Source organism: Phycicoccus mangrovi, from assembly GCF_018729305.1.
GTDB classification, from domain to species: domain Bacteria; phylum Actinomycetota; class Actinomycetes; order Actinomycetales; family Dermatophilaceae; genus Phycicoccus; species Phycicoccus jejuensis.
Map to the genome: position 1 here is coordinate 42501 of NZ_JAHHWP010000014.1, position 23037 is coordinate 65537.

At 72.4% G+C, this 23037-nt stretch carries 26 protein-coding genes and 1 tRNA gene; 4 read left to right on the plus strand and 23 right to left on the minus strand.

What is annotated here, in order from left to right; genetic code table 11:
• Positions 1-203 precede the first annotated feature (203 nt).
• From KMZ30_RS12305 to KMZ30_RS12400, 20 genes are all read right to left on the minus strand, one after another.
• Positions 204-893, minus strand: a complete 690-nt coding sequence (locus tag KMZ30_RS12305; protein ID WP_215514080.1) for a hypothetical protein — start codon at positions 891-893, stop codon at positions 204-206.
• Positions 877-1362, minus strand: a complete 486-nt coding sequence (locus tag KMZ30_RS12310) for an Rv1363c family protein (RefSeq protein ID WP_215514081.1) — start codon at positions 1360-1362, stop codon at positions 877-879. Before KMZ30_RS12310 ends, KMZ30_RS12305 begins: the two co-directional genes overlap by 17 nt.
• A complete protein-coding gene (locus KMZ30_RS12315) occupies positions 1359-2615 on the minus strand; it encodes an MCE family protein (RefSeq protein WP_215514082.1) in 1257 nt (418 codons plus the stop codon). The genes KMZ30_RS12310 and KMZ30_RS12315 overlap by 4 nt, the downstream gene beginning before the upstream one ends.
• Positions 2612-3832, minus strand: a complete 1221-nt coding sequence (locus KMZ30_RS12320; protein WP_215514083.1) for an MCE family protein — start codon at positions 3830-3832, stop codon at positions 2612-2614. The genes KMZ30_RS12315 and KMZ30_RS12320 overlap by 4 nt, the downstream gene beginning before the upstream one ends.
• The gene (locus KMZ30_RS12325) at positions 3829-5016 is read right to left on the minus strand and encodes an MCE family protein (RefSeq protein WP_215514084.1); all 1188 of its coding nucleotides are present in this window, start codon (positions 5014-5016) and stop codon (positions 3829-3831) included. Before KMZ30_RS12325 ends, KMZ30_RS12320 begins: the two co-directional genes overlap by 4 nt.
• Positions 5013-6038 carry an MCE family protein gene (locus KMZ30_RS12330; RefSeq protein WP_308279862.1) on the minus strand — a complete coding sequence of 342 codons (1026 nt, stop codon included), beginning with the start codon at positions 6036-6038 and terminating at the stop codon, positions 5013-5015. Before KMZ30_RS12330 ends, KMZ30_RS12325 begins: the two co-directional genes overlap by 4 nt.
• The gene (locus KMZ30_RS12335) at positions 6035-7066 is read right to left on the minus strand and encodes an MCE family protein (RefSeq protein ID WP_215514085.1); all 1032 of its coding nucleotides are present in this window, start codon (positions 7064-7066) and stop codon (positions 6035-6037) included. The genes KMZ30_RS12330 and KMZ30_RS12335 overlap by 4 nt, the downstream gene beginning before the upstream one ends.
• Positions 7063-8361, minus strand: a complete 1299-nt coding sequence (locus KMZ30_RS12340) for an MCE family protein (RefSeq protein WP_215514086.1) — start codon at positions 8359-8361, stop codon at positions 7063-7065. The genes KMZ30_RS12335 and KMZ30_RS12340 overlap by 4 nt, the downstream gene beginning before the upstream one ends.
• Positions 8358-9185: an MlaE family ABC transporter permease gene (locus tag KMZ30_RS12345; protein ID WP_207025137.1), complete on the minus strand. Its 828-nt coding sequence runs from the start codon at positions 9183-9185 to the stop codon at positions 8358-8360. Before KMZ30_RS12345 ends, KMZ30_RS12340 begins: the two co-directional genes overlap by 4 nt.
• Positions 9186-9190: 5 nt before the next feature.
• Complete coding sequence (locus KMZ30_RS12350; protein WP_215514087.1) at positions 9191-9958, minus strand: MlaE family ABC transporter permease; 768 nt, start codon at positions 9956-9958, stop codon at positions 9191-9193.
• Positions 9955-10926 (minus strand): ABC transporter ATP-binding protein, encoded by a 972-nt coding sequence (locus tag KMZ30_RS12355; protein WP_215514088.1) that lies wholly within the window; start codon positions 10924-10926, stop codon positions 9955-9957. The genes KMZ30_RS12350 and KMZ30_RS12355 overlap by 4 nt, the downstream gene beginning before the upstream one ends.
• A 283-nt stretch (positions 10927-11209) precedes the next feature.
• Entirely contained in the window at positions 11210-11602 is a 393-nt protein-coding gene (gene rplL, locus KMZ30_RS12360; RefSeq protein WP_030526805.1) for a 50S ribosomal protein L7/L12, read from the minus strand.
• A 67-nt stretch (positions 11603-11669) separates the two neighbouring features.
• Positions 11670-12287 carry a 50S ribosomal protein L10 gene (gene rplJ, locus KMZ30_RS12365; RefSeq protein ID WP_215514089.1) on the minus strand — a complete coding sequence of 206 codons (618 nt, stop codon included), beginning with the start codon at positions 12285-12287 and terminating at the stop codon, positions 11670-11672.
• 326 nt (positions 12288-12613) lie between these two features.
• Positions 12614-13444 carry an SCO4651 family lipoprotein gene (locus KMZ30_RS12370; RefSeq protein ID WP_215514090.1) on the minus strand — a complete coding sequence of 277 codons (831 nt, stop codon included), beginning with the start codon at positions 13442-13444 and terminating at the stop codon, positions 12614-12616.
• A gap of 177 nt (positions 13445-13621) precedes the next feature.
• A complete protein-coding gene (rplA, locus tag KMZ30_RS12375) occupies positions 13622-14338 on the minus strand; it encodes a 50S ribosomal protein L1 (RefSeq protein ID WP_215514091.1) in 717 nt (238 codons plus the stop codon).
• A 77-nt stretch (positions 14339-14415) separates the two neighbouring features.
• Entirely contained in the window at positions 14416-14847 is a 432-nt protein-coding gene (gene rplK / locus KMZ30_RS12380; protein ID WP_030526801.1) for a 50S ribosomal protein L11, read from the minus strand.
• An 88-nt stretch (positions 14848-14935) separates the two neighbouring features.
• Complete coding sequence (gene nusG / locus KMZ30_RS12385) at positions 14936-15826, minus strand: transcription termination/antitermination protein NusG (RefSeq protein ID WP_308284327.1); 891 nt, start codon at positions 15824-15826, stop codon at positions 14936-14938.
• A gap of 59 nt (positions 15827-15885) precedes the next feature.
• A complete protein-coding gene (gene secE, locus KMZ30_RS12390; protein ID WP_030526799.1) occupies positions 15886-16152 on the minus strand; it encodes a preprotein translocase subunit SecE in 267 nt (88 codons plus the stop codon).
• 116 nt (positions 16153-16268) lie between these two features.
• Positions 16269-16341 (minus strand) — tRNA-Trp (locus KMZ30_RS12395).
• A gap of 155 nt (positions 16342-16496) precedes the next feature.
• A complete protein-coding gene (locus tag KMZ30_RS12400) occupies positions 16497-17516 on the minus strand; it encodes an endonuclease/exonuclease/phosphatase family protein (RefSeq protein ID WP_308279865.1) in 1020 nt (339 codons plus the stop codon).
• On the opposite strand from KMZ30_RS12400, the gene KMZ30_RS12405 reads away from it, so the two are divergent.
• The 4 genes from KMZ30_RS12405 to KMZ30_RS12420 all read left to right on the plus strand — a co-directional run bounded on the left by KMZ30_RS12405 (position 17491) and on the right by KMZ30_RS12420 (position 21041).
• A complete protein-coding gene (locus KMZ30_RS12405) occupies positions 17491-18792 on the plus strand; it encodes an aspartate aminotransferase type Ic (protein ID WP_215514093.1) in 1302 nt (433 codons plus the stop codon). The two genes, KMZ30_RS12400 and KMZ30_RS12405, sit on opposite strands and share 26 nt — an antisense overlap.
• 4 nt (positions 18793-18796) lie before the next feature.
• The gene (locus KMZ30_RS12410; RefSeq protein WP_030526795.1) at positions 18797-19300 is read left to right on the plus strand and encodes a DUF5709 domain-containing protein; all 504 of its coding nucleotides are present in this window, start codon (positions 18797-18799) and stop codon (positions 19298-19300) included.
• Positions 19301-19419: 119 nt separating this feature from the next.
• On the plus strand, positions 19420-20385 hold the full coding sequence (locus KMZ30_RS12415) for an adenosine deaminase (RefSeq protein ID WP_264318957.1): 966 nt from the start codon (positions 19420-19422) through the stop codon (positions 20383-20385).
• 248 nt (positions 20386-20633) lie between these two features.
• Positions 20634-21041: a helix-turn-helix domain-containing protein gene (locus KMZ30_RS12420; protein WP_215514094.1), complete on the plus strand. Its 408-nt coding sequence runs from the start codon at positions 20634-20636 to the stop codon at positions 21039-21041.
• A 1-nt stretch (position 21042) separates the two neighbouring features.
• Here the strand turns inward: KMZ30_RS12420 and KMZ30_RS12425 are convergent, their stop codons facing one another.
• Genes KMZ30_RS12425 through KMZ30_RS12435 form a run of 3 tightly spaced genes read right to left on the minus strand, consistent with a single transcriptional unit; the run spans position 21043 to position 22984 of the window.
• Positions 21043-22113 (minus strand): UDP-N-acetylmuramate dehydrogenase, encoded by a 1071-nt coding sequence (locus tag KMZ30_RS12425; RefSeq protein ID WP_215514095.1) that lies wholly within the window; start codon positions 22111-22113, stop codon positions 21043-21045.
• Positions 22113-22535, minus strand: coding sequence for a MaoC family dehydratase (locus KMZ30_RS12430; RefSeq protein WP_215514096.1), 423 nt, complete (start codon positions 22533-22535; stop codon positions 22113-22115). Before KMZ30_RS12430 ends, KMZ30_RS12425 begins: the two co-directional genes overlap by 1 nt.
• Positions 22535-22984, minus strand: a complete 450-nt coding sequence (locus KMZ30_RS12435; protein ID WP_030526790.1) for an FAS1-like dehydratase domain-containing protein — start codon at positions 22982-22984, stop codon at positions 22535-22537. Before KMZ30_RS12435 ends, KMZ30_RS12430 begins: the two co-directional genes overlap by 1 nt.
• Between the last annotated feature and the right edge of the window lie 53 nt (positions 22985-23037).

The window sequence follows — 23037 nt, forward strand, 5'->3', positions numbered from 1 at the left end:
GGGGCAGCGCAAAGAGATAGCATACCCGAAGAAGGCAGCACCGTCCAACCGCGTCAAGCCCCCAGGCTCCCGGTGCGGCCCCCCGCGTGAGCGGGTGACGCGCAACAGGATGACGCCGCCGGGTGCCCGCGTCAAGCGAAACCGCCGTTCCCGGCGTGCCGCGCCGTGCCGGACGGGCCCGCAGGACGCCCCGCGGGGCCGCGTCAGTAGGCCGAGAGCCGCTCGACGAGCCAGCGTCCGTCGACCTTGCGCATCGTCGCGATGACCCGGTTCTGGTCCACGGAGGGCTGCTCCTCGCCCTCGGCCGTCTTGGCCTGGTTGAGGAAGACCTGGACGGTGACGGTGTCCGGGGTCTGCCCCATGACGCCGGCCTCGTAGCTGCGGGCCTGGACGGTCACCTTCTGCTTCTCGGCGACCGGGGCGATGGCCCCGGCCATCGTCGTGGCGTACTCCGTCCGGAAGGAGCCGGTGAGCAGGCCGGCGTTGCGCTGCGCCTGGGCGTCGAGGGTCTTCCAGCTGTAGGAGAGCAGCTGCTCGAGGGAGGTGCGTGCGGCCGCCGTCGCGGCCCGGGCGTCGCGCTCGCGGGCCCCGGGGTCGCGCAGCGACACGGTGAGGACGAGCGCGAGGGCGACGAGGGCGACGACGAGGAGGGTCAGCGGGGCCGCCGCACCGGCCGGCAGGCGGCCTCGGCGCCCGGCCCCCTCGCCGCCCCCCTCGTCGGGCTCCACCGGGTCGATCGGCTGGGGCTCCCCGGGCTCGAGGACCTCCGGCTCGACGACCTCGGGCTCGGGGGCCGGCGTCGTCGCGGGCGCGGGGACGTCCCCCGACGGGCGTCCGTGCCGGCGGCGCTGGCCGGCGACCCGGGGGCGACGACGGTCATCCGACGAACTCAAGGCGCTCCACCTTCCACGTGCCGCCGAGCTCCCGGAGGCCGAGCTTGACCCGGTAGGTCTTGGTCTCGCCGTCCGGGACGTTGGTGTTGGTCGTCGGCGCGACGATGCCGACGATGACCTGCGCGGAGTCGCGGTCGCCCGAGACGAGGGCGGCTTCGGCCCGCTCGACCCGCGACGTCGACTTGTTCTCGACGACGACGCTGCGCAGGTCGGCCAGGCTCTTGCCGTAGCTGTCGAGGAACTCCCCCGTGGCCCCGTCCTGCACCCGCCGGGTGTCGGTGTCGACCTGCCGGTAGTCGAGCGTCGCGAAGTTGACGGCCAGCTGCCGGCCGGCCGCGAGCGCGTCGCGCTGGGCCTGCTCGAGCTGCCGGCCCTCGTACCAGGCGCGGCCGCGGGTCGCGCCGAGCACGACCGTCGCGATGACGACGAGCGCGACGAGGGCCCACAGGACGCGGACGGTGCGGGTCATCGGGTGGCCTCCTCCATGATCCAGGACAGGCCGCCGCCGGCGGCCGGGGCGACGGGCGCCGAGACCGTGGCCGGCGCCCCGTAGGCGGTGGTCCCCAGCGGGACCGGCTCGGAACCGTACGCCATGGCGTAGCTCGCGCTGCCGGCCGGGCGGGCCCCCGGTGCGTTCTGGGCGCCGCGGACGCTCGAGGCCGAGCCGCGCGGCAGCGAGCAGCGGGCGTCGGTGTTGACCTCCGGCAGCCCGCTCGTCCGGTTGGGGTCGGTCCTCGTCGTGCCCCCGTAGCCCTGCGTGCACGGGCCGGGCGACTGCGAGAGCTGGAGCCCGAAGTGCGCGGTGCCGTCGCCGGGGACGACGGTGTAGCCGCCCGCGACGACCTCGGGGTAGGTGATGAGGAGCTGGTCGATGCCGTCGACGCGGGCGCTCGTCACCTGCCCGACCGTCACGAGGTTGGCGAGGAGCGTGGCGAGCGAGGTGCGGTTCTCGGCGACGACGGCCTCGAGCTCGGCGGACGCCACGGTGCCGCGGTCGAGGACGACGCGCAGGTCGGGGTCGGAGTCGCGCAGCGTCTCGGAGATCCGGGCGAGGTTGCCCGAGAACGTCCTGATCTGCGAGGCGCCCTCGCGCTGGGTGTCGAGAACGACCTTGCCCGAACGCAGGAGGGCCACGGTGTCGGGCAGCGCCTCGATCGCGCTGCGGGTCAACGCGTCCCCGTCGTCGATGAGCCGGCCGAGGTCGTCGCCGGTGCCCTCGAAGCCGGTGCCGAGCTCGTCGACGACGGTCGAGAGGTCGTCCTTCGGGACGCTGCGCACGGTGCGGTCGACGTCGAGCAGCAGCTGGTCGACGCGCAGCGGGGTCGCGGTGTCGTCGCGCGGGACGACGTCGCCGTCGGCGAGGTAGGGGGCCCCCGCGGCCCGCGGCTGGAGGTCGAGGTACTGCTCCCCCACCGCCGAGCGGTTCTCGACGACGGCGCGGGTGTCGGTCGGCACCTCGACGCCGCTCTCGAGCTTCGCGTGGACCCGGACGCCGTCGGCGCTGAGCGTCAGCTCCTCGACCCGGCCGACCCGCACCCCGCGGTAGGTCACCTCGGCGCCCTCGAAGATGCCGCCGGAGCTCGCGAGGTCGACGACGACGGTCGGCCCGGTGCCGAACACGCGCTCGGTCAGCCCGACGTAGCTCGCCGAGAGGATGGAGGTCGCGACGACGGTGATGACGAGGAAGAGCCCGAGCTGGACCCGGGTCAGGCGACGGATCACGGCTGCCCCCCGGTGTAGAGCGTCGTCCACGAGGCGTCGTCGGCCGCGCCGCCCCCGAGGCAGACCGGCGGGCACAGCGGGCCGCCGGAGCGCGTCGGTAGCGGCAGGCTCGGGAGGATGGTCGGAACCGGCACCGTGACGGTCGGCACGCTGGTCGGCAGGACCGTGGGCAGCGACGTCGGCAGGATCGTCGGGCGCGACGTCGGGAGGATCGTCGGCAGCGCGGTGGGCAGCGGCAGCGTGAGGCCCCGCAGGTCGAGGTCGGCGGTCACGTGCAGGTTCGTGTAGTCACCCTTGATCGCCTGGAGCGAGGAGTCGGGGAAGGGGTAGGTGAGGAGCAGCTGGAGGCTCTTCGGCAGGTCGTCGCCGGCCTTGTTCAGCTGCGCGAGAACCGGCTTCAGCGCGGCCAGGTTCGCCAGCGTGTCCTCGCGCGAGGCCCGGACGACGCGGGTGCCGACCTTCCCGAGCCGGTCGAGGGAGGTGAGCATCGTCGTCAGCTGCTCGCGCTGGTCGGCGAGGATCGTCAGGCCCTTCGGCAGCTCCCGCAGCACGCCCTCGAGCTCGCCGCGTCGTTGCGCGAGGCTCGCGCTCAGCCGGTCGATGCCGTCGATGGCCCGGACGATCTCGGCCTTCTGGTCGTCGAGGCCGCCGACGAAGGTGTCGAGCTGCGTGACGAGGCTGCGGATGTCGTCGGTCCGACCGCGCAGGGCGTCGTTCAGCTCGGTCTCGATGACCTTGAGCTGCCCGACTCCCCCGCCGTTGAGCAGCATCGAGAGGGCGGCCAGCACCTCCTCGACCTCGGGGTTGCGCCCGGTCCGCTCGAGCGGGATGAGGTCGCCGTCGCCGAGCCGGCCGGTGCCACCGCCCTCGGGGCGCTCGAGCGCGACGTACTTCTCGCCGAGCAGCGAGGTCTGCTTGAGCTCGGCGCGGGTGTCGTCGGGAAGGCCGCTGGCGGCCGGCACCCGCATCGTCACGCGGGCGGTCCAGCCGTCGAGGTCGATGGCCGTCACCTCGCCGACGGTCACCTCGTCGATCTTGACCGAGGAGCGCGGGACGAGGTCGAGGACGTCGGCGAACTCGGCCCGGACCGTGATCTGGCGGCCTTCAGTCTTCGGGCCCCCGGGCAGCGGGAGGTCGTAGACGCTCGTGCAGCCGGCGAGGACGAGCGCGGTGAGCGCGCCGACGGCGGCGGTGAGGCGGCGGCGGGTCGTGGTCATCCGAGCAGCCCTCCGAGGGTGGGGTCGGCCCCGCGGAGCAGCCCGGCGGTGTCGCCCCGTGAGCCGGTGAGCCCGCCGAGGACGTCCGGCAGCTTCAGGTCGAGGAGGCCGGAGCTCTTGCACAGGTCGGTGTTGCCGGTGCCGGTGGGCCCGGTGATGAGCGAGCAGAGGAGCAGCCCGGGCCGGTCGGTGCCCTGGATGGTCGCCCTGGTGTCGAGCGTGCCCGTCCTCTCGTCGTAGGCGAGCTGGAGGTTGGAGAGCGCGACCGGGGCGTCGTCGAGGGTCTCGGCGAGGGCCTTGCGCTCCTGCGCGACGGCGGAGGTGACGTCGGTGAGGCGCGCGACGTCGTCCTTCAGGACGGCCCGGTTGTCGCGGACGAACGAGGTGACCTGGTCGAGGGCCAGCGCGAGGTTGGCCAGCGCCGAGGCGAGGTCGTCGCGCTCGTCGTCGAGGGCGGTGGTGACCGAGGCCAGGTTCTCGTTGAGCCGGCGCACCTGCTCGTCGTTGGCCGCGACGGTCTCGGTGAAGGTGTTGAGGTTCTTCACGGTCGAGAACAGGTCACCGCGCCCCTCGGCGAAGGTCTGCACGGCGCGCGAGAGGTTGACGGTCGTGTCGTGCAGCGTCTGCCCGTTGCCGTCGAGGTTGGCGGCGCCGGTCTCGAGCACCCGCGACAGCGCGCCGTCGGCGTTGGCCCCCTGCGGCCCGAGGGCGACCATGAGGTCGTCGAGGCTCTGGCTCACGCGGTCGAGCTCGACGGGGACGGCGGTGCGCTCCAGCGGGATCCGTGCGCCGTCGCGCATCCGCGGCCCGTCGGTCCAGACCGGCAGCAGCTGGACGTAGCGGTCGCTGACGAGCGAGGGCGCGACGATCGCGGCCTGCGCGTCGGCGGGCACCGGGTGGTCGGTGGTCACGTCGAGGTCGACCCGGACGGTCTCGCCGCGCGGTTCGACGGCCGTCACCTCGCCGACCTTGACGCCGAGGATCCGCACGTCCGAGCCGGGGAAGAGCCCGACCGCCCGGACGAACTCGGCGCTCAGGTGCATCGGCTGGGGGCGCGGCCAGGCGACGGCGACGACCGCGACGAGCGCGAGGACGACGACGCCGGCCGCGAGCGCGACGCGGCGGGGCGTGCGGCGGGCGACGGCGGCCAGGCGGGCGCCGCCGGGGAGCGTGCGCCGGGTCATCCGCGCCCCACCCCCCCGACGGGATTGGTGAGGTTCTGGATGTAGGTGTCGAACCACGGCCCGGTGCCGAGCGTGTTGGCGAAGAGCCGGGTGAACGGGGCCATCGCGCGGATCGTGTCGCGCAGGTCCTGCTCGTGGTCCTGGAGCGTCGCGAGGACGCCCTCGAGCTGCTCGAGGGCCGGCCGCAGCTCGGCCCGGTTGTCCTTGACGAGGCCGGTCACCTGCTCAGCGAGGGCGCTCGTGTTGGTGAAGAGGGTGTGGATGGCCTCGCGGCGCGTCTCGAGCTCGGCCACGAGGAGGTCGGCGTCCTTGATGAGCTTGTCGACGACCGCGTTCTGCTCGGCGACGGTGCCGGTGACGGAGTCGGCGGCCCGGAGCAGCTCGCGGAGCTTCTCGTCCCGGCTCGCGATCGTCGTGGAGAGCCGGCTCAGGCCGTCGAGCGCGCCGCGCACGTTCTCGGGGGTGTCCTTGAACTCGGTCGCGAGGACGTCGAGGGAGCGGGCGAGCTGGTCGGTGTCGATGCGCTCGGTCGTGCGGGTGAGGTCGGAGAACGCGGTGACCACGTCGTAGGAGGAGACGGTGCGCGACAACGGGATCTGCGCGCCGACCTTCATCCGCCCGGTCCCCCGCGGCTCGAGGCCGACGTACTTCTCGCCGAGCAGGGTCTTGATCCGGACCGACGCTCCCGTCGAGGGGCCGAACGCGACGTCCTCGGTGATCCGGAAGTCGACGCGGACGTGCGAGCCCTCGAGGTCGACGCCGGTGACCTTGCCGACGGTCACCCCGGCGATGCGCACGTCGTCGCCGTCACGCAGGCCGCCGGCCTCGGTGAAGGCCGCGCTGTAGTCGTCCCCGCCGCCGATGAACGGCAGGCTCGACGCGTTGAACGCGAGCACCATGAGCAGGACCATCGCCGCGATGCCCGCGACGCCGAGGCGCAGCGTGTTGCGGTCGCGCGGGGGCCGCCCGGACCGCGCGCGGCGGGCGGGCAGGCGGGGCACCCGCAGCCGGGGCGCCCTCACGACCGGCACCTCGCCGCCGCCACGTCGTACCCGAGCCCGCCGGGCGTCTTGCCGGTCGGCAGCAGCAGGTTCTGCACGTCGAAGCGGCAGAGGTAGAAGTTGAACCACGAGCCGTAGGTGGCCGTCCGGGTGATCGTCGAGATCTTCGTCGGCGCCTGCCCGATGAACCGCTCGAACTCCTTCGTGTTCGCCGGCTCGTTCAGCGTGGTCGCGAGGTCCCCGAGGTTCGCGATGTCGCTCTTGAGGTCTGGCCGGGCTGCCTGCAGGAGGCTCGCGGTGTCACCGGTCAGCGCGTTGATGTTCGTCAGCGAGTCCCCGATGGCCTTGCGGTCCTCGGCGAGCCCGGACACGAACCGCTGGAGCTGGCGCAGGAGGTCGGCGAAGGCGGTGTCGTTGGACTCCACCGTCCCGAGCACGGTGTTGAGGTTGTCGATCGTCCGGCCGATGACGGCGTCGCGGTCGGCGAGCGCCTTGGTGAGGGAGGCGGTCTGGCCGAGGAGGCTGTTGATGTCGCCGCCCTCGCCCTGGAGGACGGAGATGACCTGCGCGGAGAGCTCGTTGACGTCCTGCGGCGAGAGCGCGGCGAAGAGCGGCTTGAACCCGTTGAACAGGACGGTGAGGTCGAGCGCCGGGTGGGTGCGCACCAGCGGGATCGTGCCGCCCTCGGGCAGCGGCGTGGCGTCCCCCGGCTCCTGCGTCAGCGCGACGTACCGCTCGCCGACGAGGTTGCGGTACTTGATGGTGGCCGCCGTGCCCTGCGTCAGGGTCGAGCTGCGCAGCACCTCGAAGGTCACCTCGGCACTGACCCGGTCCGTCGCGACCCGGATGTCCTTGACCGTGCCGACGCGCACCCCGGCGATGCGGACGTCCTGGCCGCTGCTCAGGCCCGTGACGTCCGTGAACAGCGCGCGGTAGGTGGCCTTGTCGCCCGGCAGGACGTTGGCGATCGTCGCGGCGAGCACGCCGGTGGCGAGCACGGTGACGACGACGAAGGCGAGGAGCTTGACGAGGCTGGGTCCGGTCCTCACTGGTCGACCACCGCCCCCCGCAGCATCGGTCCGGCGAGGAGGGTCGTGAGCGCCGACGGCTCGCCGTGCCCCTCGGAGGCGAGCGCGATGGCGACGACCTCCTGCTCGGCCTGCGTCCCCGCGAGGCCGGAGTCGACGTTGCCGACGGCGACCCCACCGGGCGCGAGGAGGGCCGAGGGAAGGGCGGAGCGGGCGCTGCCACCGCTGCCGTCGGCGAAGGTGACCGCCCGCCGCGGGTTCTTCTGGCTCCCGCCGGGGGACGGCAGGCCGCGGCAGGACGGCCCGCGGTCGTCCTGCCAGGCCGGCTCCTGCCCCGGCCGGTAGGCGCTGCGCTGCGGCGGCGTCTCGACGGTGATGTGGAACTGACCGCCCGCGAAGATGCCCTCGGCCCGCGGGATCCAGGCGACGAGGCCCCGGGCGAGGCAGGGGTAGACGGGCGCGTGCTTGGCGAGGACCTGCAGCGTCGGGCGCTGGACCCGGCCGACCTGGATGATCCGGTCCTCGTTCTGCTCGAGGAAGGACGCCGTCGTGTTGGCGAAGCCGGCCGTCCCGGCGAGGAAGCCCGAGAGCTGGTCCTGCTTCTCGACGATCGTCGTGTTCGTCGTGCGCAGCGCGTTCGCGGCGCGCAGGAGGTCGGGAGCCGCGTCGGCGTACGTGCTCGCGAGGTCGGCCAGCCCGCTGATGTCCTCCTGGATGAGCGGCAGGTTCGGGTTGAGCTCGGTGAAGTAGCGGTTGACGAGCACGAGGTTCTCGCCCAGCTTCGTCCCACGGCCGTCCAGCGCGGTCGCCAGCGCGTTGAGCGTGGCGGCGAGCTTCTCCGGCTTGACGGTGCGCAGCAGCGGGAGCAGCTCGTCGAAGACGCGCTCGAGCTCGATGGCGACGGACGTGCGGTCCTGCGGGATGACGTCGCCCTCGCGGATGGCGCGGCCGGGGTCACCGGCCGGCGCGACGAGGTCGACGAACCGCTCGCCGAAGAGGGTCTTGGGCAGGAGGCGGGCGCTGACCGACGCGGGGACGAGGTCGGTGGAGGCGGGGTCGAGCGCCAGGGTGAGCGTCGCGCCCTGCGGGCTCGAGGCGATCGAGCGCACCTCGCCGACGACGACGCCGCGGATCTTGACGTCGGCGGCCTCCTGCAGCTGGCTGCCGATCCGGTCGGTGCGCAGGGTGACCGTCACGACCTTCGTGAAGACCTTCTCGAAGGTCGCCACGGAGGCCGCGACACCGAGCACGGCGACCAGCAGGAACGCGACGCCGTACGCCCGCTCCCGCAGCCCCACGAGGAACCCGCCGCTCATCCGGCGATCCTCACCGTCGTCGTGGCGCCCCAGATCGCGAGACTGAGGAAGAAGTCGATGACGTTGACGGCGACGATCGAGGTGCGCACCGCGCGGCCGACGGCGACGCCGACCCCGGCCGGGCCGCCGCTCGCGGTGTAGCCGTAGTAGCAGTGGATGCCGATGATGACGACGGCGAAGACGAGGACCTTGGCAAAGGACCAGAGGATGTCGCCCGGTGGCAGGAACAGGTGGAAGTAGTGGTCGTAGGTGCCCTTGGACTGCCCGAAGTAGTCGGTGACGATGAAGCGGGTCGCCGCGTACGACGAGAGCAGCCCGAGGACGTAGAGCGGGATGACGGCGACGAAGCCGGCGATCATCCGGGTCGTCACGAGGAAGGGCAGGCTCGGGATGCCCATGACCTCGAGGGCGTCGACCTCCTCGCTGATCCGCATCGCCCCGAGCTGGGCGGTGAAGCCGCAGCCGACGGTCGCGGCCAGCGCCAGCCCGGCGACGAGCGGCGCGATCTCGCGGGTGTTGAGGTACGCCGAGACGAACCCGGCGAAGGCGCCGGTGCCGAGCTGGTCGAGCGAGCTGTAGCCCTGCAGGCCCACCTGGCTGCCGGTGAAGAACGCGAGGAAGGTGAGGACGCCGACGGTGCCGCCGATGACGCTCAGCGCGCCGGTGCCGAGCGAGACCTCGGCGAGCAGGCGGACGACCTCGCGCCGGTAGCGGCGCAGGGTGCGCGGCACCCAGCCGACGGACTGCACGTAGAAGCGCATCTGCCCGCTCAGCTCGTCGAGGAGCCGCAGCGGGGCGCGCGTCACGGAGGAGAGACGGGACATCGGCGTCAGATCTTCTGCGGGACGACTTGGAAGTACACGGCGCTGATGACGAAGTTGACGACGAACAGGAGCATGAAGGTGATGACGACGGCCTGGTTGACGGCGTCGCCGACACCCTTCGGGCCGCCCCCGGCGGTCAGCCCCTTGTAGGAGGCGACGAGGGCGGCGAGCATCCCGAAGAGCAGGGCCTTGATCTCGGCCGTCACGAGGTCGGCCGTCTGCGCGAGGGCGGTGAACGACGCGACGTAGGCGCCGGGGGTGCCGCCCTGGACCATGACGTTGAAGACGTAGCCGCCGGCCACCCCGACGACCGACACGAGCCCGTTGAGGAGGGCGGCGACGAGCATCGTCGCGAGCACCCGCGGCACGACGAGGCGCTGGATCGGCGAGATGCCGAGCACCTCCATCGCGTCGATCTCCTCGCGGATCTTGCGCGAGCCGAGATCGGCGCAGATGGCCGAGCCGCCGGCGCCGGCGACGAGAAGCGCGGTGACGAGCGGCGAGGCCTCGCGCACGACCGCGAGCACCGAGGCCGCCCCGGTGAAGGACTGCGCCCCGAGCTGGCGGGTCAGCGTGCCGAGCTGGAGGGCGATGACGGCGCCGAAGGGGATGGAGACGAGCGCGGTCGGCACGATCGTCACGGACGCGACGAACCACGCCTGCTGGACGAGCTCCTTCAGCTGGAAGGGCCGCTTGGGCAGCGCCTTCGCGACGTCGACGACGAGCCCGAAGAACGACCCGGCCTGGCGCAGGCCGTTGGTCACGACCGTCATGCGTCCGCCCCCGGGCGCACGCCGACGATGCCGGCCGTCGTCGAGGCGAAGCTGCCGGGCGGTGGGGTGACGTCGTTCGCGCGGCACCACTCCCCCGCGGTGCGCTCGGCGCGGCGGGGACGGCCGTCGCTCGTCGGCAGCTGGAGCGGGATCGGCGGCAGCGGCGGCAGCTCCTGACCGGACTCGGCCGCGAGCTCGTCGGCGTCCTTCTCCTCGGACATCCCGATCGGGCCGACCGTCTGCGCGTTGAGGAACTGCCGCACGACCGGCTCCTCCGAGGACAGGAGCATCTCGCGCGGTCCGAACATCGCGAGGTGCTTGTGGTAGAGCAGCCCGATGTTGTCCGGCACGGTCCGCGCCGTGTTGATGTCGTGCGTGACGATGAGGAAGGTCGCGTCGATCTGCGCGTTGAGGTCGACGAACAGCTGGTTGATGTAGCTGGTGCGCACCGGGTCCAGGCCGGAGTCCGGCTCGTCGATGAGGAGGATCTGCGGGTCGAGGACGAGGGCGCGGGCCAGGCCGGCGCGCTTGCGCATCCCGCCGGAGATCTCGCCGGGGAGCTTCTCCTCGGCGCCCGCGAGGCCGACGAGCTCCATCTTCTCGCGGACGATGGAGGCGACCTCCTTCTCGCTCCTGCGGGTGTGCTCGCGCAGGGGGAAGGCGACGTTGTCGAACAGGCTCATCGAGCCGAAGAGCGCGCCGTCCTGGAAGAGCACCCCGAACAGCTTGCGGACCTCGTAGAGGTCGTCGCCGCGCAGCTGCACGACGTCGCGGCCGTCGATGACGATCGAGCCGCGGTCCGGGCGGATGAGGCCGACGAGCGTCTTGAGGAAGACCGACTTGCCGGTGCCCGAGGGGCCGAGGAGGACGGAGATCTCGCCGGCGGGGAGGGTGAGGGTCACGTCGTCCCAGATGAGCTGGCTACCGAACCTCTTGGTCAGGCCGCTCACCGCGATCTCGACACCCATGTCGACCCTTCGTCGTGTGGCGCTTCCGTGCGTGGGCGCCGAAGTTACCCAGTGGTAGGCCCCCGGCGCCGCACCATCAGACCATGGGAGGGACGAGGTCGGCGCCTTGAGCACCTATGGGTTTTCTCAGGTGGACGAATGCCCGCGACGGCGCCCGGACCCGGCCACGCAGACGGGTTCGGAGCCCTGCCCCCGGTCGGATGGGTCCGGGTACGCGAACGGGGCCCGACCGCGAACGGTCGGGCCCCGCTGGTGCGAAGCGAGTCCCCTCACGGGGACGGGCTCACTTGAGGGTGACGGTGGCGCCGGCGCCCTCGAGCTGCTCCTTGGCCTTCTCGGCCGCGGCCTTGTCGACCTTCTCGAGGACGGGCTTCGGGGCGCCGTCGACGAGGTCCTTGGCCTCCTTGAGGCCGAGGGAGGTCAGCGCGCGGACCTCCTTGATGACGGCGATCTTCTTGTCGCCGGCGGCCTCGAGGACGACGTCGAACTCGTCCTGCTCCTCGGCGGCGGCGGCGTCGCCCGCACCACCGGCGGGGGCGCCGGCGGCGGCGACCGCGACGGGCGCGGCGGCGGTGACGTTGAAGGTGTCCTCGAACTCCTTGACGAACTCGGAGAGCTCGATGAGGGTCATCTCCTTGAAGGCGTCAAGGAGCTCGTCGGTGCTGAGCTTGGCCATGATGGCGTCCTTTCGTTGCTGCACTGTGCCGTGAGTGGCGGATTGTGTGGTGAGCGGACCCGCGGGGTCAGCTCGCGTCGCCACCCTCGGCGACGTCGGTGGCCGGGGCGTCAGCCTCGGCGGGGGTCTCCTCGGCCTCGGCCGGGGCGGCGGCGGTGTCCACCGGGCCCTCGGTCTCGACCTTGGCCCGCAGCGCGTCGACCGTGCGAGCGGCCTTCGAGAGCGGAGCGGCGAAGAGGTAGACGGCCTGGCTGAGCGACGCGTTCATGGCGCCGGCCAGCTTGGCCAGGAGCACCTCGCGGGACTCGAGGTCCGCGAGCTTGGTGATCTCCTCGGCGGAGAGGGTCTTGCCCTCGAGCACGCCGCCCTTGATCACCAGGAGGGGGTTGGCCTTGGCGAAGTCGCGCAGACCCTTGGCCGCCTCCACCGGGTCGCCCTCGACGAAGGCGATGGCGGACGGGCCGACGAGCTGACCGTCGAACGCGGTCACCCCGGCGTCCTTGGCGGCGAGCTGGGTCAGCGTGTTCTTGACCACGGCGTAGGTCGCGTTGCCACGCAGGGTGTTGCGCAGATCGGTGATCTGCTTCACCGAGAGTCCCCGGTACTCCGTGAGGACGGCGGCGTTGCTGCTCTGGAACTTCTCCGAGAGCTCGGCGATCGCCGCGGCCTTGTCGGGACGTGACATACGGGCCTCCTTCCGTCGGGTCGGACCGCGCGGGAAGGGCCGGGAACGAGAACGAGCCCCGGCGCAGGGCACGGGGCTCGGGGGGGCACGACGGGTCGTGGCGTTCCGGTACTTCGTGGCCTGCGCTGGTCGCCCACTCGAGGTGGATCCTTCGGTCACGTGCGGGTGCACGCGACGACCGGCGGTCTGTGGTCGTGGACCAGCGTACGGGACGGCGCGCCCCGCCCCAAATCGCGGCCGGGGCGGCCCCGGCCCCCGCACGCCGACGGCGCCCCGGGTGGTCCCGGGGCGCCGCGGCGGTGGTGCGTGGTGCGGTGCGTCGAGCGTCAGCTCGTCGGCATCTCGAAGGTGCCGACCTCGCTCGCCGGCGGGGCCTCGACGGTGACCGGCTCGCCCCACTTGGAGTAGGTGATCGACATCTTCTCGCCACCCATGTCCATGTCGACGGTGACGGGCAGGCCCTCGGCGTCGAGCGTCATGTCGTACGTGACGCCGTCCGGCACCTGCTTGAGTGCCTCCTCGGTCAGACCCGGCAGGCCGGACTGCTTCTTGACCATGGCGGACAGCTGCTCCTTGGTCAGCGTGACCTGGTAGGTCGTCAGGCCGTTCTCGACCTTGCTGACCTTGGCCTCGGCCCCCTCGACGTCCTTGAGCTGCTCGGTCGGGTTGGCGACCGTCGACTCCATCTGGTCGAGCATGGGGCCCATCATCTGGGACATCGGGTCGTCACCGGACGGGTCGATCTTCAGCCACTTCTTGCCGCCGGTCATCTCCTTGAAGGAGTCGGCGCCCATGTACATGACCTTGTCGAGGTAGACCATCTGGAAGGACTCGCCGGCCTCGTCGACGGTCATGACCATCTTCGGGGAGTCGCCGCTGTAGTCGGCGTCGGCCTCGATGGTGCCGGCGCCCTGGCCGGTGGTCTTCATGGTCATGTGGGCCGTGCCCTTGGCCTTGACCGCGGCGCTGCTCTGCTCGGCGATGGTCTTGAGGTCGACCGTGTCACCGACCCTCGCGGTCGGGGCCTTCGTCTCCTGCGCGGCGGCGCTGGAGGAGGAGGAGCCGGAACCGGTGGAGGTCTCGTTCGTGCTCGAGCCGCAGGCGCCGAGGACGAGGGCCCCGGACAGGGCGAGGACGGACAGGACGGTGCGCTTCATACGGTGCTTCCCCCGATGGGTCGTCGTGTGGGCGGAGGCACGTCGAGGCCTCCGGGTGCTTGTCAGCGTACTTCTGCGACGGGGCGAGCGCCCCACCGGTTCCGCGTTCGTGACCACTTCGCGACGGAGCCCGCCGCCCCGGGTGGGGCGACGGGCTCCGTCGTGGTGGGGCGCCGCTCAGGCGTCGACCTGCTCCTCGAGGAGGTTGCGGGTCTTGCTGGAGTCGAGCGGGATGCCCGGGCCCATCGTCGTCGACAGGGTCGCCTTGGTGATGTACCGGCCCTTGGAGGCGGCCGGCTTGAGCCGGAGCACCTCCTCGAGGGCGGTGGCGTAGTTCTCGACGAGCGACTTCTCGTCGAAGGAGGCCTTGCCGATGATGAAGTGGAGGTTCGCGTGCTTGTCGACGCGGAACTCGATCTTGCCGCCCTTGATGTCGGACACGGCCTTGGCGGTGTCCATCGTCACGGTGCCGGTCTTCGGGTTCGGCATGAGGCCGCGCGGGCCGAGCACCTTGCCGAGACGACCGACCTTGCCCATGAGGTCCGGGGTGGCGACGACGGCGTCGAAGTCGAGCCAGCCGCCGGCGACCTTCTCGAGGAGGTCGTCGGAGCCGACGTAGTCGGCGCCGGCGGCGGTCGCGGCCTCGGCCTTGTCGCCGTTGGCGAAGACGAGGACGCGGGCGGTCTTGCCCGTGCCGTGCGGGAGGTTGACCGTGCCGCGGACCATCTGGTCGGCCTTGCGCGGGTCGACCCCGAGGCGGAAGGCCACCTCGACGGTCTCGTCGTACTTGGCGGACGCGACGTCCTTGGCGAGGCGGACGGCCTCGAGCGGGCTGTAGAGCTTGTCCGCGTCGATCTTCTCGGTCGCGGCGTTGTACGCCTTGCTGCGCTTCATGTGCTGCTCCTGGGAGTGGTGGTGGAGTCGTGGTCGTCGGGCCAGCGCAGGCCCTGCCACAGGGGGTGGGACCGGGCTCAGAGCTCGGTCTCGATGCCCATCTGACGGGCGGTGCCGGCGATGATCTTCATCGCGGCGTCGACGTCGTTGGCGTTGAGGTCGGGCATCTTGGTCTCGGCGATCTCGCGGAGCTGGTCCTTCGTGAGCTTGCCGGCCTTGGTCTTGTGCGGCTCGCCCGAGCCCTTCTGCACGCCCGCGGCCTTCTTGATGAGCTCCGAGGCCGGCGGGGTCTTCGTGATGAAGGTGAAGGAGCGGTCTTCGTAGACCGTGATGACGACGGGGATGATGCTGCCGCGCTGGTGCTCGGTCGCCGCGTTGTACGCCTTGACGAACTCCATGATGTTGACGCCGTGCTGACCCAGGGCCGGGCCGACGGGCGGGGCCGGGGTCGCGGCACCGGCCTGGATCTGCAGGTTGATGTACCCGGAGACCTTCTTCTTGGGGGGCATGTCTGTCCTTCTTCGGTGGTGTGGGCCGACGCCGTGGGCGATGACCCCTTTGCAGTGTCCGCGGGTCCCCCGCGAAAGGGGCCTCCGGTCAGATCTTGGCGACCTGGCCGAAGGAGAGCTCGACCGGGGTCTCCCGGCCGAAGATCGAGACGAGCACCTTGAGCTTCTGGGTGTCGGCGTTGATCTCGGAGATCGTCGCCGGCAGCGTCTCGAAGGGGCCGTCCATGACGGTGACCGACTCGCCGACCTCGAAGTCGACGACGGCGGCGTCGCCCGCGGAGGAGCCGGAGGAGGACGCGGCGCCACCGGAGGCGGCCGCGGCGACGGGCGTCTCGAGGTCGGCCGGCTTGAGCATCGTGAAGACCTCGTCGAGGGTCAGCGGCACCGGCTGGTGCGCGTTGCCGACGAAGCCGGTGACGCCCGGGGTGTGCCGGACGGCGCCCCACGACTCGTCGGTGAGGTCCATGCGGACGAGGACGTAGCCGGGCATCCGGACGCGGCGGACCAGCTTGCGCTGGCCGCTCTTGATCTCGGTGACCTCCTCCATGGGGACCTGCACCTCGAAGATGTAGTCCTCCATGTTGAGGGACTGGGTGCGGTTCTCGAGGTTGGCCTTGACCCGGTTCTCGTAGCCCGCGTAGGAGTGCACGACGTACCAGTCGCCGAACTTCGAGGCGAGGTCGTCCTTGAACGCCTTGACCGGGTCGACGGCGTCGAGGACGTCGTTGTCCTCGTCGACCGGGAGGGCCGGCTCGTCGACCGCGTCGTCGTCGGACGCCTCGTCCGCGGTGTCGTCCGCGACGGTGGTGTCGTCCGCGACCTCGTCGGTCGCGTCGTCACCGTCGGTGTCGGCCTCGTGGGCGGCGTCGAAGGACTCGGCCGCGGCGGCGTCGACCTCCTGCACGGGGGTGTCGTCGACGGGAACCTGGGCGGTGTCGTCGGACCCCTGCTCGGGGGTGTCGGTCCACTGGTCGGACACGGGTGACCTCTTCCTTCGTCTGGCGGGTGCCGGGGGCGGGTGGCGCGGGTGGGCGCGCGTCAGGAGCCGAGGACCAGGCCGACGAGCTTGCTGAAGCCGAGGTCGAGACCGGACACGATCGCCATCATCACCGTGACGAACACGATGACGACGAGCGTGTAGTTCCAGAGCTCGTTCCGGGTGGGCCGGACGACCTTGCGGAGCTCGTCGAGGATCTGGCCGACGAACAGCCCGATGGCGCGGAAGAGTCGCGAGACGGGGTTGCCGCCGCGCTCACGGCCCTTGGCGGGGCGGGAGCCGGCCTCGGTCTGGCCCAGGTCGGTCACGACTTGCCTCTTCACGTCGAGCTGGTCGGGTTCGGATGCCTACGGCGCGGCACGACCGTGAAAGGGGGCCCGGACGAGACCGGGCCGCAGATCGTGGACGTACCACACGTGCGACGCAGGGCAGGAGGGACTCGAACCCCCAACCGCCGGTTTTGGAGACCGGTGCTCTACCAATTGAGCCACTGCCCTGTGGGACCACCGTTGGGTGGTGGACCCTGGGTGGTGCGACCTTCTGCCGGGCACGCCGACATGGTGGTCACACCGAACGGACAGCATACGTGAGCCCCGGCCCCGGCGCGAACCCGCCCCGGGGCCGAGGCCCCCGTCACCGTCCGGAGAAGACGTCAGCGCAGGGGCATGCGCCCGTACAGCATGCGGTGGTCGGACGGCGTCGCCTGCACGTTCTGCGAGCCTCCGGTGGCGGCCGCGGCGTTCATCGAGACGAACACGTAGTCGATCTTGCGGCGGGTGTCGTTGGTGTCGGTCTTGCGACCGGACGTCCACAGACCATCCCGCGCCGTCGATCCCGACTTGCCCGCGGACTGCGCCATCTCGCGAAACTTTCCGTTCGCGTTCTTCCCCACCCCGTAGATGGCGTCCATCTCGCGGAAGGTCGGCCTCGTGTTGAAGTCACCACCCAGCACCACGGTGCGCTTGTCCGCGATCCACCGGTTCGTGACGACGCGGATCTTCGCCGTGAGCTGCGACCGGAACACGGTCTCGTCCCGGCGGCTTGCGACGAGGTGTGTCGAGCAGGCTCGGACGTTGCGGTTCGAGTACTTCACGTCGAGGCAGGCCATGCCGTACTTCTGGTCGTCCTTGGCGAGGAGCTCCACGGCCTTGAAGGGCTGGCCCCCTGCGCCGGTCCAGACGACCGCCTCACCGAGCGCGGTGTCCGTACCTACGCACTTGTTGGCGCGGCGCTGGTGGAACTGCACCGTCCACCCGGGCGCCCTGAGGGTCTGGAGCATGTCTCCACACACCTCCTGCAACAGGATGATCTCCGGCCCCGTGGTCGCGTTCGCTTGCTCGATCGCCTTGGCGAGCCCTAGGGCTTCTTCTCGAGGTTGTGCGTGATGACGCGGATCGAGCCCGTCGCCGCCTCGGCCGGAGCGGCCGTCGTCACCGTCGTCGCGAGGCCTCAGCCGGCCACGACCGCCGCCGCGACCGCCGTGACGGTCAGGCGGGTCCTCATCCCCCGTGTGGAACGCATGTGCTGTCCTCTCCGTGTGCGGGGCACCGCTGCTCGGTCCCCCTGCCTCGACCCTCGCAGTCCCCTCCGTCCCACGCCATGGGGAGCGCTCCCCGCCCGTGCGGCCGTTCTGGGACGATGACCGGGTGAGCACCTCAGCCGCCTCCCGCACCCCCCTCGCCGAGCGCTCCCCCGAGGAGCTGCGGGCGTTCGCCGACGAGCAGCGCGCCGCCTACGCCACCCTGCGCGAGCGCGGGCTCTCCCTCGACCTCACGCGGGGCAAGCCCAGCCCCGAGCAGCTCGACCTCGCCGAGCGGATGCTCACCCTCCCCGAGGGCCACCGCGACGGCCAGGGCACCGACGTCCGCAACTACGGCGGCCTCGAGGGGCTGCCCGAGCTGCGCGCGATGTTCGCCGAGCTCCTCGGCGTCGACGCGGACCAGGTCGTCGCCGGCGGCAACGCGAGCCTGACGATGATGCACGAGGTGCTCGTCGACCACCTGCTGCACGGCGGGCTCGGGTCGCCGCGGCCGTGGAAGGACGAGGAGAAGGTCACCTTCGTCTGCCCGGTGCCCGGCTACGACCGGCACTACACGATGCTCGAGCACTACGGCATCGAGATGGTCACCGTCCCGATGCTCGACGACGGCCCGGACGTCGCCGCGGTCGAGGCCCTCGTCAAGGACGACCCGAGCGTCAAGGGCATGTGGATCGTCCCGACGTACGCGAACCCGGCCGGCTCCGTCGTCACGCAGGAGGTCGCGGCCCGGCTCGCGTCGATGCCGACCGCCGCTCCGGACTTCCGCCTGTTCTGGGACAACGCGTACGCGCTGCACCACCTGACGAGCGACGAGGCGAAGTCGGCGGACATCCTCTCGCTCGCCTCGGCGGCGGGGAACCCGCACCGGCCGATCGTCTTCGCGTCGACGAGCAAGATCACCTTCGCGGGCGCCGGCGTCGCCTTCCTCGCCGGGTCGCGCGAGACGGTGGCCTGGTACCTGTCGCACCTGAAGTTCGCGTCCATCGGGCCGGACAAGGTCAACCACCTGCGCCACGTCCAGTTCTTCGGGTCGGCCGACGGCGTGCGCGAGCACATGGGCCGTCACCGCGAGATCCTCGCGCCGAAGTTCGCGGCGGTCGGCGAGGCGCTGGCGGCGGAGCTCGAGGGTCTCGGGGTCGCCGAGTGGAGCACCCCGCGCGGCGGGTACTTCGTCAACCTCGACGTCCCGGACGGCTGCGCGTCGCGCGTCGTGCAGCTGGCCAAGGAGGCGGGCATCGCGCTGACGCCGGCGGGGGCGTCCTTCCCGTACGGCAAGGACCCGCGCGACCGGAACATCCGTCTCGCACCGTCGTTCCCGTCGCTCGACGAGGTCCGGACCGCGATGGCCGGAGTGGCGACCTGCGTCGCTCTCGCCGCCTCCGAGCAGCTCCTCGCCGACGTAGGGTGAGGCGATGAGCGACCAGCCGGAGAACGTGACCGACGACCTCGGGAGCTACTCCCTCGACGACGAGGACCAGCTCCAGCCCGAGGACACCCTGGAGGACGGGGTGGACGACCCGCTGGACCGCGGCTACTCCCCGCCCGAGAAGCTGCACGGCTCCCTCGCGCACGGCGTCACCGCCGAGGAGCAGAGCCGTGACGAGACGATCGAGGAGCGCATCCACCAGGAGGTGCCGGACCCCTCGACCGCGTACGGCGCGCCCGACAACGAGTCGGGCCTCGACGTCGACCGCGTCGGCGGCGACGACCCCGACGCCATCGACGCCGAGGACGACTGGCTCGGCGACGGCGAGGTCGGCGACGAGCGCGCCGGGCGCCTCGTCGCCCCGGACGAGGGCCTCGGCGAGGACGACGAGAAGGACCTCGTCGGCGACGACGTGGGTGTCGACGGCGCGGCGGCCTCCGCGGAGGAGTCGGCGATGCACGTCGTCGACGAGGAGACCTCGGAGGAGTGAGCGAGGCACCGACCGGGGGCACCCCGGCGGTGCGTCGCGACGACGGCCGCGTCCCCTCGGGGGCGCGGCCTCTCGCGACCCTGCCGAAGGCGCACCTGCACCTGCACTTCACCGGCTCGATGCGGGTGGCGACCGTGCGCGAGATGGCGGCCGCCCACGGGATGCGCCTGCCCGCGACGCTCACGCGCGAGTACCCGCCGCGCTTCGACGCCGCCGACGAGCGTGGGTGGTTCCGGTTCCAGCGCCTCTACGACGTCGCGCGGGCGTGCGTCCGCGGCGAGGCCGACATGCGACGCATCGTCCGCGAGGCGGCCCTCGACGACGGCGCGGAGGGCTCGCGGTGGCTGGAGATCCAGGTGGACCCGACGTCGTACGCGCCCTTCGTCGGGGGCATCACACCGGCGCTCGAGATCGTCCTCGACGAGGCCGCGGCGGTGTCGCGCGAGCCCGGTGCGGCGCAGGTCGGCGTCGTCGTGGCGGCCTCGCGGATGCGCCACCCGCTGGAGGCCCGGACGCTGGCCCGGCTCGCGGCGCGGTACGCGGGGAGCGGGCCGGGCTCGGTCGTCGGGTTCGGCCTGTCGAACGACGAGCGCCGCGGCGACACGGCGGAGTTCGCGGCCGCCTTCCGCATCGCGCGGGCGGCGGGGCTGGCGTCGGTGCCGCACGCCGGTGAGCTGCTGGGCGCCGACGCGGTGGCGGCGACGCTCGACGCGGCGGCGCCGGACCGGATCGGGCACGGCGTGCGCTCCGTCGAGGACCCGCGGGTGCTGGAGCGGGTGGTCGCGGCGGGCGTGGCGCTGGAGGTGTGCCCGGGCTCGAACGTGGCGCTCGGCGTGTACGACGAGGCGCCGGACGTGCCGCTGCGGCAGCTGCTGTCGGCGGGGGCGGTCGTGGCTCTGGGGGCGGACGACCCGCTGATCTTCGGGAGCCGCCTCGTGGAGCAGTACGAGACGGCGCGGTCGGTGCACGGCCTGTCGGACGAGGAGCTGGCCGGGCTGGCGCGCTCCTCGCTCGCGGCGAGCCGGGCGCCCGCCGACGTGCGGGCCGCGGCCGAGGCCGACATCGACGCCTGGCTGGCGGGCTGAGCGCCGCGCCGGCTCCCGGCACCTGACCGGCGTGGGTCGAGGTGAAAAGCGACCGTGAAAGGGTCCTCTTTCACCTCGACAGGCGGTCTCCGCAGCGGGTCGAGGTGAAACCCGACCGTGAGAGGGTCCTCTTTCACCTCGACCGGGCGGGGACGCCGTCGTCCACAGGTGAGCCGTGCCGCCATCGTCGTCCACAGTCCTCGACGAGGGTCTGGCGGCCACCGCCGACCGAGGGTGAGGCTCCGTTCATGAGACTCCTCCCCCTCACCCACCCCACCGTCGCCCGCGAGCTGCTCGCGGCGCAGGCGGGGCTGACGGTGCCGCACGAAGTCGGCCTGGCCCTGCGAGCCCACCGCCGACGCCTGGGCCTCGGGCAGCGTGCCTACGCCCGGCACCGGGGCTGGTCGGTGAGCCACGTCGCGCGGCTCGAGACCCGTGCGGGCGACCTGCGGCTCGCCGACGTGCTCGCCGCCCTCGGCCCCACCGGGTACTGCCTCGCGCTGTGCCACAAGGGCACCGACCCCGACCCGGAACCCGACCCCGACACCCCGGCGCCGCCGGCGGCCCTCCCCGTACCGGTGCCGCCTCATCACCGGCCGCGGGCGGGGCTCCTCGCGCTTGAGCGCTCCGACGAGCCCCCGGCGCTGAGCGCGTGACTCAGAGGGTCTGACCGAGGATGACCGGCTCGTTGACGAGGGTCACCCCGAAGGCGTCCTGCACCCCGTCGCGCACCTCGCGGGCGAGGGCGACGACGTCCGCCGCGCGCGCCTCCCCGCGGTTGGTCACCGCGAGCGTGTGCTTGGTCGAGAGGGCCGCCGGCCCGGGCATCGCGTGGCCCTTGCCGAACCCGGCGCGCTCGATGAGCCACGCGGCCGAGGTCTTGACCCGACCGCCGGCCTCCGGGAAGCGCGGCGGAACCGCGTCGGCCCCGAGCCGCTCGGCGACGCGCGCCTCGAGGGACTCGAACTCCTCGGCGGTGAGCACCGGGTTGGTGAAGAACGAGCCGCACGACCAGGTGTCGTGGTCCTCGGCGTCGAGCACCATCCCGCGACGACGACGCTGGGCCAGGACCGCCTCGCGCGCGTCGGCCAGGGGCACGCGGGCGCCGACATCGACCCCCAGCTGGGTGGCGAGGTCGGCGTAGCGCACCGGCCCCGAGAGGTCGGCGAGCACGAGCTGGAACATCACGTCGAGCACGACGTAGCGGTCGGTGCCCTTGAAGAGGGAGTGCCGGTAGGTGAACCGGCAGTCCAGCGACGTCATCGTGCGCACGCGCTCCTCGAGCCGGTCCCACACCCGCACCCGGGCGATGGTCTGGGCGACCTCCTGCCCGTACGCACCGACGTTCTGGACCGGTGTGGCCCCCGTCGACCCCGGGATGCCGGACAGCGCCTCGATGCCGGACCAGCCCTCGGCGACCGCGCGCTCGACGAACGGGTCCCACGGCTCACCGGCCGCGACGACGACGTTCGCGCCCCCGCACGAGTCGGCCGAGTCGACCTCGACCCCCTGCGTGGCGACGAGCACGACCGTGCCCGCGAACCCCTCGTCGGGGAGCACGAGGTTCGAGCCGCCCCCGAGGACGAGCAGCGGCTCCTCGGCGTCGTCGACCTCGCGCACGGCGTCGACGAGCTCGTCGGTCGTCTCCGCGACGACCATCCGCGCCGCCGGGCCGCCGACGCGCATCGTCGTGTACCCCGCGAGGGGCTCGTCGTGCAGCTCGCGCATCAGTCGAGGCGGACCACGGCGACGCACCGGCCGAGGACCTTCTGGCCCTCGCTCGTGGCGGTCAGCTCGACGGTCGCCCGGCGCGTCTCGGGGTCGAGCGCCTTGACGGTGCCCTCGACGACGAGCTCGGCGCCGGCGGCCGGCACGACGACCGGCTTCGTGAAGCGCGTGCCGTACTCGAGGACCCGGCCCGCGTCGCCGACCCACTCGGCGACGACCGTGCCGGCCGCGCCCATCGTCCACATCCCGTGGGCGATGACGTCGGGCAGGCCGACCGAGCGGGCGAAGTCCTCGTCCTGGTGGATCGGGTTCTGGTCGCCCGAGGCGTTGGCGTAGGCGACGAGCGTGTCGCGGGTGACGGGCACGGTGACCGGCCCGACGGTGTCGCCGACGGCGACGGACTCCAGCGTGCGGACGGTCATCAGTCCTCCCCTCCCCGGACGACGATGGTCGAGGTGCACGTCGCGAGCGCCTCGCCGCCGGTCGTCGCGAGCTCGGTGCGGGTCGTGACCATCGAGTGGCCCCCGGCCTGCCGGACGGCGTCGACGGTCAGCGTGCCGACGACCTCGTCGCCGGCGGTGATCGGGCGGTGGTGGACGAAGCGCTGCTCGCCGTGGACGACGCGGCTGTAGTCGATGCCCGCCTCCGGGTCGGCGACGTACGCCCGGTCCGAGGCCTGCGCGAAGCGCACGGCCATCGTCGGCGGCGCGACGACGTCGGCGTAGCCGGCGGCGCGGGCGGCCTCGGGGTCGGTGTGGACCGGGTCGCTCGAGCCCACGGCCGCGGCGAAGGCGGCGATGAGCGCGGCGTCGACGGGGTAGGGCCCGCTCGGCGGGTAGGTGCGTCCGACGAAGTCGGGGTTCACGGCCATGCCGCCCACTCTAGGGGCCGGGACCGACCGACCGGCGGGAGGACCCGGGCACG